Genomic DNA, 5,740 nt, shown 5'->3' with positions numbered 1-5,740 from the left:
CAACCTGACCGGCAACGCCATCTCCGTCATCGGCGACAGCCACACCGACGGCGCCACCGGCACCACCGGTGGGACGACCGGCGGCAGCACCGACGGCTCGACCGACGGGACGGACTCGATCCTCGGCGGCACCCAGGTGCTCGCCCCGATCACCGCGCCGACCAACCTGACCGGCAACGCCATCTCCGTCATCGGCGACAGCCACACCGACGGCGCCACCGGCACCACCGGTGGGACGACCGGCGGCAGCACCGACGGCTCGACCGACGGAACCGGATCGATCCTCGGCGGCACGCAGGTCCTCGCACCTGCCACCGCCCCGATCAACGTCACCGGCAACGCCATCTCCGTCATCGGCGACAGCAACACCACCGGCGCCACCAGCGGAACCATCGGTGGACCCAAGGCTGGCGGAACCACGGACGGCACCGACTCGATCCTTGGCGGCACCGCGATCTCCACGCCGATCTCGCTTCCGATGAGAATGCGAGGCTTTGCCTTCTCGGTGATCGGCGACGGCACGACGAACGTCCCGGCGGCGCCGACGGACCCCACGGACCCGTCGGACCCCACGAACCCGACGGACCCCACCGACCCGACGGACCCCACGGGCCCGACGGGCCCGACGGGCCCGACGGGCCCGGGCATCACCCCCGGTGATGGCGGCTCGGACGGCCTGACGGGCTCGGTCGCCTCGACGGGCACGGCCACGGCCGTCGCCATGGACCGCAACGCCACCGCACTCGCCGCGACGGGAGGGACGAGCGCGTCGTCCGTGCTGCTCATGGGGCTGATGCTCCTGGCGGCCGGCGCCATCGCGCTCGTGGCGCGGCGCCGCTCCGCGTGACCGGGTGGTCGGCGATCCCCAGCGCCGGCCACCGCCCCCACACGCGTGAGCAGGCGGGAGGGCTCGTCCCCAGCGGGCCCTCCCGCCCCCTGGAGTCTTCGACCTGCGGCGGCGCCCTGGCGTCGTACGCAGCAGATGGACCGGCGGGTGTCGCGATCCGGGGGGCTCGCGGCATCCGCCCTGAGCCGTCCTTCGCGGGCGGATCACCGACCGAACGCCGGATGCCGCGGACCTGAGGGCCCGCGGCATCCGTGCGTTTCGCGACCGTGAGGTCGCAGTTCGTCGCGTTACTTCGCGGCGACCACCTGCAGAGTGATCACGGCGGTGAGGTCGTCGCGAAGACGGACCGTCGCCTCGTGGTCGCCCACCGACTTGATCGGCGAGGTGATGTGGATCTTGCGCTTGTCGAGGTCGCCCAGGCCGGCGGCCTTCACGGCGTCCGCGACGTCGGCGGTCTTGACCGCACCGAACAGGCGGCCCTCGGCGCCGGCCTTGACGGCCAGCTTCACCTTGTTCGCCTCGAGGCTGTTCTTCAGAGCTACGGCCTCTTCGTGGTCGTGGATCGCGCGGGCCTCGCGGGCGGCGCGGATCGACGCCACCTGCTTCTCGCCGCCGCGGGTCCACGCAACCGCGAAGCCCTGGGGAATGAGGTAGTTGCGGGCGTACCCGTTCTTGACCTCGACCACGTCACCGGCGCTGCCGAGCCCGGCGACCTCGTTCGTGAGAATGAGCTTTGCCATGTCGGTACTCCTTAGCGGCCAGCGCCGGCGTACGGCAGGAGCGCCATTTCACGGGCGTTCTTGATCGCCTTGGCGATCAGACGCTGCTCCTGCACCGAGACACCGGTGATACGACGGGCGCGGATCTTGCCGCGCTCCGAGATGAACTTGCGGAGGGTGGCGACGTCCTTGTAGTCGATGACGCCGACACGAATCGCCTTCGCGGGAGCGGCGTTCTTCGCGCCCTTCCGCGGCTTCCGGCGGTCGCCGGTTGCCTTTCCAGCCATGGTGTTTCCTTACTGAGAGTGAGAGCTGGATGCCGCAGCGGCATCCGGAATTCCTGTGAGACGGTCCGTCAGAACGGCGTGTCGTCGCCGTACGCACCGGGCGCAGCCCACGCGTCGGCGCTGCCGCCTGCGTTCGCCGAGCCCGGAGTCGACCACGGCTCGTCGGCGACCTGTGCAGGACGGGACTGTCCGCCGCCGCCGTAGCTGCCGCCACCGCCACCGCCACCGGCCGCACGCGTGACCTGTGCGGTCGCGTAGCGCAGCGACGGGCCGATCTCGTCGACCTCGAGCTCGATCGCGGTGCGGTTGTTGCCGTCGCGGTCCTGGTAGCTGCGCTGCTTGAGGCGGCCGGTCGCGATGACCCGCATGCCCTTGGTCAGCGAGCCGGCCACGTGCTCGGCGAACTCGCGCCACACGCTCGCGCGGAGGAACAGCGCTTCGCCGTCCTTCCACTCGTTGGCCTGGCGGTCGAAGTTGCGCGGCGTCGACGCGATCGTGAAGTTCGCGACGGGCAGGCCGTTCTGCGTGTAGCGCAGTTCGGGATCAGCCGTGAGGTTTCCCACGACGGTGATGATCGTCTCGCCGGCCATGACCCTTAGGCCTTCGCAGCCTTGGCGGTCTTGCGGGCGGCACGCTCGTCGGCACGCTGCTTCTCGGACGCGATCATGGCGATCGCCTCCTCGGCGCGGAGCACCTTCGTGCGCATGATGCGCTCGTCGAGCTTGAGCTGACGGTCCAGCTCCTGCGTCGCCTCGGAGGTCGCAGTGAAGTTGACGACGGCGTAGATGCCCTCGTTCTTCTTCTGGATCTCGTACGCGAGACGGCGGCGACCCCAGATGTCGACGTTGTCGATCGAGCCACCATCGTTCGTGATGACCTTCAGGAACTTGTCGAGGTTCGGGGCGACCTGACGCTCGTCGATCTCAGGGTTGAGGATCACCATGAGCTCGTACTGGTGTGTGTGCGTCACTGACCCACCTCCTTCGGACTAGAACGGCTGCCGGGCATTTCCCGACAGCAGGAGGGTGTGTTTGCACGTCGTCCGATGGATCGCGCGCAGGGGCGCGTACGGACAACCCTCCTATGGTAGCGGATGCCTCGCCGGGCGCCCAATCCCGGGCCGCTGGGGATCCGTATGGTGGATCCATGACCGCGACGGCCTCGCGCGAGCATCACCGGACGACATCGGTGCTGCGCCTCGCCGAGCTGGGGAGCATCGCCCTCGGCGTGGTTGTCATCGGCGCGCTGCACCTTGTTCCGCCGACCAGCGGGATCGATCCGCTCGCCGTGACGATCAGTGAGTACGGCAGGTCGCCGCTGGCCGCTGTCTTCGTCATCGGCGTCGTCCTCATCGCGGCGGGGTCGACGGTGACGCTGCTGCTCCTGGTGCGGTCCGGCGCCTGCCGGGCGATCTCGGTGCCGAGCGTCGCGCTCGCCCTGTGGGTTCTGGGCATGGTCGGCGTCGCGGTCTTTCAGAAGGCCGACTGGGCGGCCGGAGCGACACTCGAGGGATACATCCACCGGGCGGCATCCGTGGTCGCTTTCATCGCCCTGCCGGTCGCCGTCCTCGCGCTCACGGCGGGGGAGGTGCGTCGCCGCGGACGCCCCCGCCGCGGATCCCGGTTCGACCACCATCTCCTCGCCGTCGCCCTGTCGCTCGCCGTGCTGATTCTCGCCGGCATCGTCGCGATGGGGGTGTTCGTGGCGGTCGGCGAGACATCCGGCCTGGCGTGGTGGACGATGATCCCGCTGGGCGCGGTCGAGAGGATGGTGGTCGCCGCGGAGCTGGCGGCACTGGTGATGCTGGTCGTCGCTCTGCGCGTGCCGGCGACGCCCGAGTGACGCCGCGTTAGGCTGGCGACCGTGCGAAGCACCTGTTCGTCCGTGACGCCCGAAGGGCGTGAGGAGGTCGCCGGCGCTCATCGCGCCGAGCGGAGGTAGCCGGGTGCGCCGGAAAGGCGCCCGCGCTCGACATCCGCTCCCGAGCGGATCCACTCCTCGGCCGCGCCCTGGCGCGGCGCCTCGTCGCTCGTCATCGACGAGCCGGACACGAACATGGATTCTTCATGCATGCACTCACCGAGAAGGACATCCGCGCGTCCTTCGTCAACGTCTCCCAGCGCGAACGCAACGCCATCGTCATTCCCGATCTCGCCGATGTCGAGTGGGGCCGGCTGGACTTCTTCGGCTGGCGAACGCCGAAGCTGCCGCTCGCAGGCTACGCCGTCATCCCGGTCGACGACGAGGTCGTCGGCATCCTGTTCCGCCAAGCCGAGCAGCGTGTCCGCACGCGGGCACAGTGCTCGTGGTGCGAGGACGTCACGCTTCCCAACGACGTGGTCTTCTTCAGCGCCAGGCGTGTGGGACCGGCCGGCCGCAACGGAGGGACCGTCGGGACGCTCGTCTGCGAGCACTTCGAGTGCTCGGCCAACGTCCGGCGGCCCATGCCGCCGGCCTACCTGGGCTTCGACGTGGCAGCGGCACAGCAGCGTCGGATCGCCTCGCTGCGAGCACACGTGCAGAACTTCGCCCGCGACCTGCGCGACACCCGCTGAGACGCGCGCCTCATGCCCGGCGCGTCGGCATGCATGCTGGCGCGCCGGGCGCAAGGGTCTAGGGCGAACACCGGCCGCCCGGGCACTGTCACGGAGACGAAAGGGGTCTCTTATGAAGGCAGTGCAGTATCGCGAGATCGGGAAGGGACCGGAGGTCGTCGAGATCGACACCCCCGAGCCCGGACCCGGACAGATCCGCCTGAAGGTGACAGCGGCCGGGCTGTGCCACTCCGACTGGTTCCTCATGGACCTTCCCGAGGAGCAGTACACGTACGGGCTCCCGCTGACGCTCGGTCACGAAGGGGCGGGCGTCGTGGACAAGCTCGGAGAGGGCGTGGAGGGCATCGCCGTCGGCGATGCCTACGCGATCTACGGCCCGTGGGGCTGCGGACAGTGTCACGAATGCTCGCAGGGGCGCGAGAACTACTGCCCGTATGCCGCCGAGCTCGGCATCACCCCTCCGGGGCTCGGGGCGCCGGGTGCGATGGCCGAGTACGTGATCGTCGACGACCGCCGCCATCTCATACCGCTCGGCGACCTCGACCCCGTCGAGACGGTGTCGCTGACCGATGCCGGACTCACGCCGTACCACGCGATCACCTCCGCCCAGCACAAGCTGTACCCGGGGTCGACGGCCGTCGTCATCGGCGTCGGCGGGCTCGGGCACGTCGGCATCCAGATCATCCGCGCCATCAGCTCGGCGAAGGTGATCGCTGTCGACATCAGCGAGGAGAAGCTGGCGCTGGCATCCGACGTGGGCGCGCATCACACGGTCGTGTCAGGTGCGGATGCCGCGGATCGCATCCGCGAGCTGACCGGTGGACTCGGTGCGCAGACCGTGTTCGACTTCGCCGGCGTGCAGCCGACGATCGACCTGGCGAAAGCCGTCGTCGCGATGGACGGCTTCGTCCACATCGTGGGGATCGGCGGCGGCCTCATGACCGCGGGATTCTTCGCGACGCCCTTCGGCGCGGCCGTGCGGGCGCCCTACTGGGGGTCGCGCAGCGAGCTGATCGAGGTGCTCGACCTCGCGCGCATCGGCGCCATCGACGTCCACGTCGAGCGCTACGGCATCGAGGATGCCCCGGAGGCCTACGACCGGTTGCATCACGGTCAGGTTCGTGGTCGGGCGGTGGTCGTGCCCTCGTCGTGAGCATGTGACCGCACCCTCTCGTCGAGAACGTGCGGTCTCGCCGACACCGCATGTCCCCGACCTCAGCGACATGCGGGTTCGGCGAGAACGTGCGGTCTCGACGAGAGAGCGTCACCCGGGTTCGGCGAGAACATGCGGTCCCGACGAGGACGGGGCCGCGCGGAGGGTCAGCCCCGCGA

Annotated in this window: 9 protein-coding genes; 4 read left to right on the top strand and 5 right to left on the bottom strand. The window is 69.8% G+C overall.

All coding sequences use genetic code 11. The features are described from left to right. Positions 1-847: chaplin family protein (locus AC5RVZ_RS32145; protein ID WP_494069651.1), on the top strand; the 847-nt coding region annotated here is incomplete at its 5' end. Between the two features lie 287 nt (positions 848-1,134). On the opposite strand, the gene rplI is transcribed toward AC5RVZ_RS32145, so the two are convergent. From rplI to rpsF, 4 genes are all read right to left on the bottom strand, one after another. Next, a complete protein-coding gene (rplI, locus tag AC5RVZ_RS32140; RefSeq protein ID WP_494069650.1) occupies positions 1,135-1,587 on the bottom strand; it encodes a 50S ribosomal protein L9 in 453 nt (150 codons plus the stop codon). 11 nt (positions 1,588-1,598) lie between these two features. Continuing rightward, the gene (rpsR, locus tag AC5RVZ_RS32135; protein WP_005054609.1) at positions 1,599-1,853 is read right to left on the bottom strand and encodes a 30S ribosomal protein S18; all 255 of its coding nucleotides are present in this window, start codon (positions 1,851-1,853) and stop codon (positions 1,599-1,601) included. Positions 1,854-1,921: 68 nt separating this feature from the next. After that, positions 1,922-2,443, bottom strand: a complete 522-nt coding sequence (locus AC5RVZ_RS32130; protein WP_494069649.1) for a single-stranded DNA-binding protein — start codon at positions 2,441-2,443, stop codon at positions 1,922-1,924. Positions 2,444-2,448: 5 nt separating this feature from the next. Continuing rightward, positions 2,449-2,796 carry a 30S ribosomal protein S6 gene (rpsF, locus tag AC5RVZ_RS32125; protein ID WP_494069652.1) on the bottom strand — a complete coding sequence of 116 codons (348 nt, stop codon included), beginning with the start codon at positions 2,794-2,796 and terminating at the stop codon, positions 2,449-2,451. 203 nt (positions 2,797-2,999) lie between these two features. On the opposite strand from rpsF, the gene AC5RVZ_RS32120 reads away from it, so the two are divergent. Further along, the gene (locus tag AC5RVZ_RS32120; protein ID WP_494069648.1) at positions 3,000-3,695 is read left to right on the top strand and encodes a DUF998 domain-containing protein; all 696 of its coding nucleotides are present in this window, start codon (positions 3,000-3,002) and stop codon (positions 3,693-3,695) included. A 77-nt stretch (positions 3,696-3,772) separates the two neighbouring features. On the opposite strand, the gene AC5RVZ_RS32115 is transcribed toward AC5RVZ_RS32120, so the two are convergent. Next, a complete protein-coding gene (locus tag AC5RVZ_RS32115) occupies positions 3,773-3,925 on the bottom strand; it encodes a hypothetical protein (RefSeq protein ID WP_494069647.1) in 153 nt (50 codons plus the stop codon). On the opposite strand from AC5RVZ_RS32115, the gene AC5RVZ_RS32110 reads away from it, so the two are divergent. After that, positions 3,920-4,408 (top strand): FBP domain-containing protein, encoded by a 489-nt coding sequence (locus AC5RVZ_RS32110; protein WP_494069646.1) that lies wholly within the window; start codon positions 3,920-3,922, stop codon positions 4,406-4,408. The two genes, AC5RVZ_RS32115 and AC5RVZ_RS32110, sit on opposite strands and share 6 nt — an antisense overlap. 112 nt (positions 4,409-4,520) lie before the next feature. Beyond that, positions 4,521-5,561 carry an NAD(P)-dependent alcohol dehydrogenase gene (locus tag AC5RVZ_RS32105; protein WP_494069645.1) on the top strand — a complete coding sequence of 347 codons (1,041 nt, stop codon included), beginning with the start codon at positions 4,521-4,523 and terminating at the stop codon, positions 5,559-5,561. Positions 5,562-5,740 lie beyond the last annotated feature (179 nt).

The organism is Arthrobacter sp. Cza30 (assembly GCF_059090765.1).
Note: the sequence above shows the minus strand (reverse complement) of the source record. Positions and strands in the feature narration are given on the sequence as shown.

Coding starts and splice junctions, on each gene's coding strand:
- rplI (WP_494069650.1), bottom strand. CDS start 1,587: ATGGCAAAGCTCATTCTCACGAACGAGGTCGCCGGGCTCGGCAGCGCC.
- rpsR (WP_005054609.1), bottom strand. CDS start 1,853: ATGGCTGGAAAGGCAACCGGCGACCGCCGGAAGCCGCGGAAGGGCGCG.
- AC5RVZ_RS32130 (WP_494069649.1), bottom strand. CDS start 2,443: ATGGCCGGCGAGACGATCATCACCGTCGTGGGAAACCTCACGGCTGAT.
- rpsF (WP_494069652.1), bottom strand. CDS start 2,796: ATGGTGATCCTCAACCCTGAGATCGACGAGCGTCAGGTCGCCCCGAAC.
- AC5RVZ_RS32120 (WP_494069648.1), top strand. CDS start 3,000: ATGACCGCGACGGCCTCGCGCGAGCATCACCGGACGACATCGGTGCTG.
- AC5RVZ_RS32110 (WP_494069646.1), top strand. CDS start 3,920: ATGCATGCACTCACCGAGAAGGACATCCGCGCGTCCTTCGTCAACGTC.
- AC5RVZ_RS32115 (WP_494069647.1), bottom strand. CDS start 3,925: ATGCATGAAGAATCCATGTTCGTGTCCGGCTCGTCGATGACGAGCGAC.
- AC5RVZ_RS32105 (WP_494069645.1), top strand. CDS start 4,521: ATGAAGGCAGTGCAGTATCGCGAGATCGGGAAGGGACCGGAGGTCGTC.